General features: G+C 52.7%; 1 pseudogene. It reads left to right on the top strand.

The annotated features are described in order from the left end of the window. A pseudogene (locus R7Q48_RS30120) lies at positions 1 to 193 on the top strand (sulfonamide-resistant dihydropteroate synthase Sul1); the annotation flags it as partial. Between the last annotated feature and the right edge of the window lie 357 nt (positions 194 to 550).

The following is a 550-nucleotide window of genomic DNA, read 5'->3' as shown; positions in this document are numbered from 1 at the left end:
CGCCACCGTTGGCCTTCCTGTAAAGGATCTGGGTCCAGCGAGCCTTGCGGCGGAACTTCACGCGATCGGCAATGGCGCTGACTACGTCCGCACCCACGCGCCTGGAGATCTGCGAAGCGCAATCACCTTCTCGGAAACCCTCGCGAAATTTCGCAGTCGCGACGCCAGAGACCGAGGGTTAGATCATGCCTAGCATTCACCTTCCGGCCGCCCGCTAAATATCTCCTTTTGGGTTGTTAATAAAACATCCAATAAGTTGACTGTGCGTGAAAAAGAAAGTTTTGTGTGATGGCGTTGAAGATCGCACCGTTAAGCTCTTATGTGGGATGGTGCAGAGCTCGACGACTACCGATAAAACGCAACCGCCGCAAACAGACAAGAAAAAGCCCCAACTGATAACAGTTGGGGCTTCAGTATTGTGATTGGTGGAGCAATAGCACCCTGAACCCAAAACCTTCTCGCTCAACCGGTAGTGGCTGATAACAACTCGTGAGGGCTATTGCGGGTTAAGCATTTAGCGATGTCTAGGGCCAGACTGGACGTCTGAACG

Source organism: Vibrio sp. 378 (assembly GCF_033339435.1).
The sequence above is the reverse complement of the archived record's forward strand: the minus strand, read 5'-3'. Positions and strand labels throughout refer to the sequence as shown.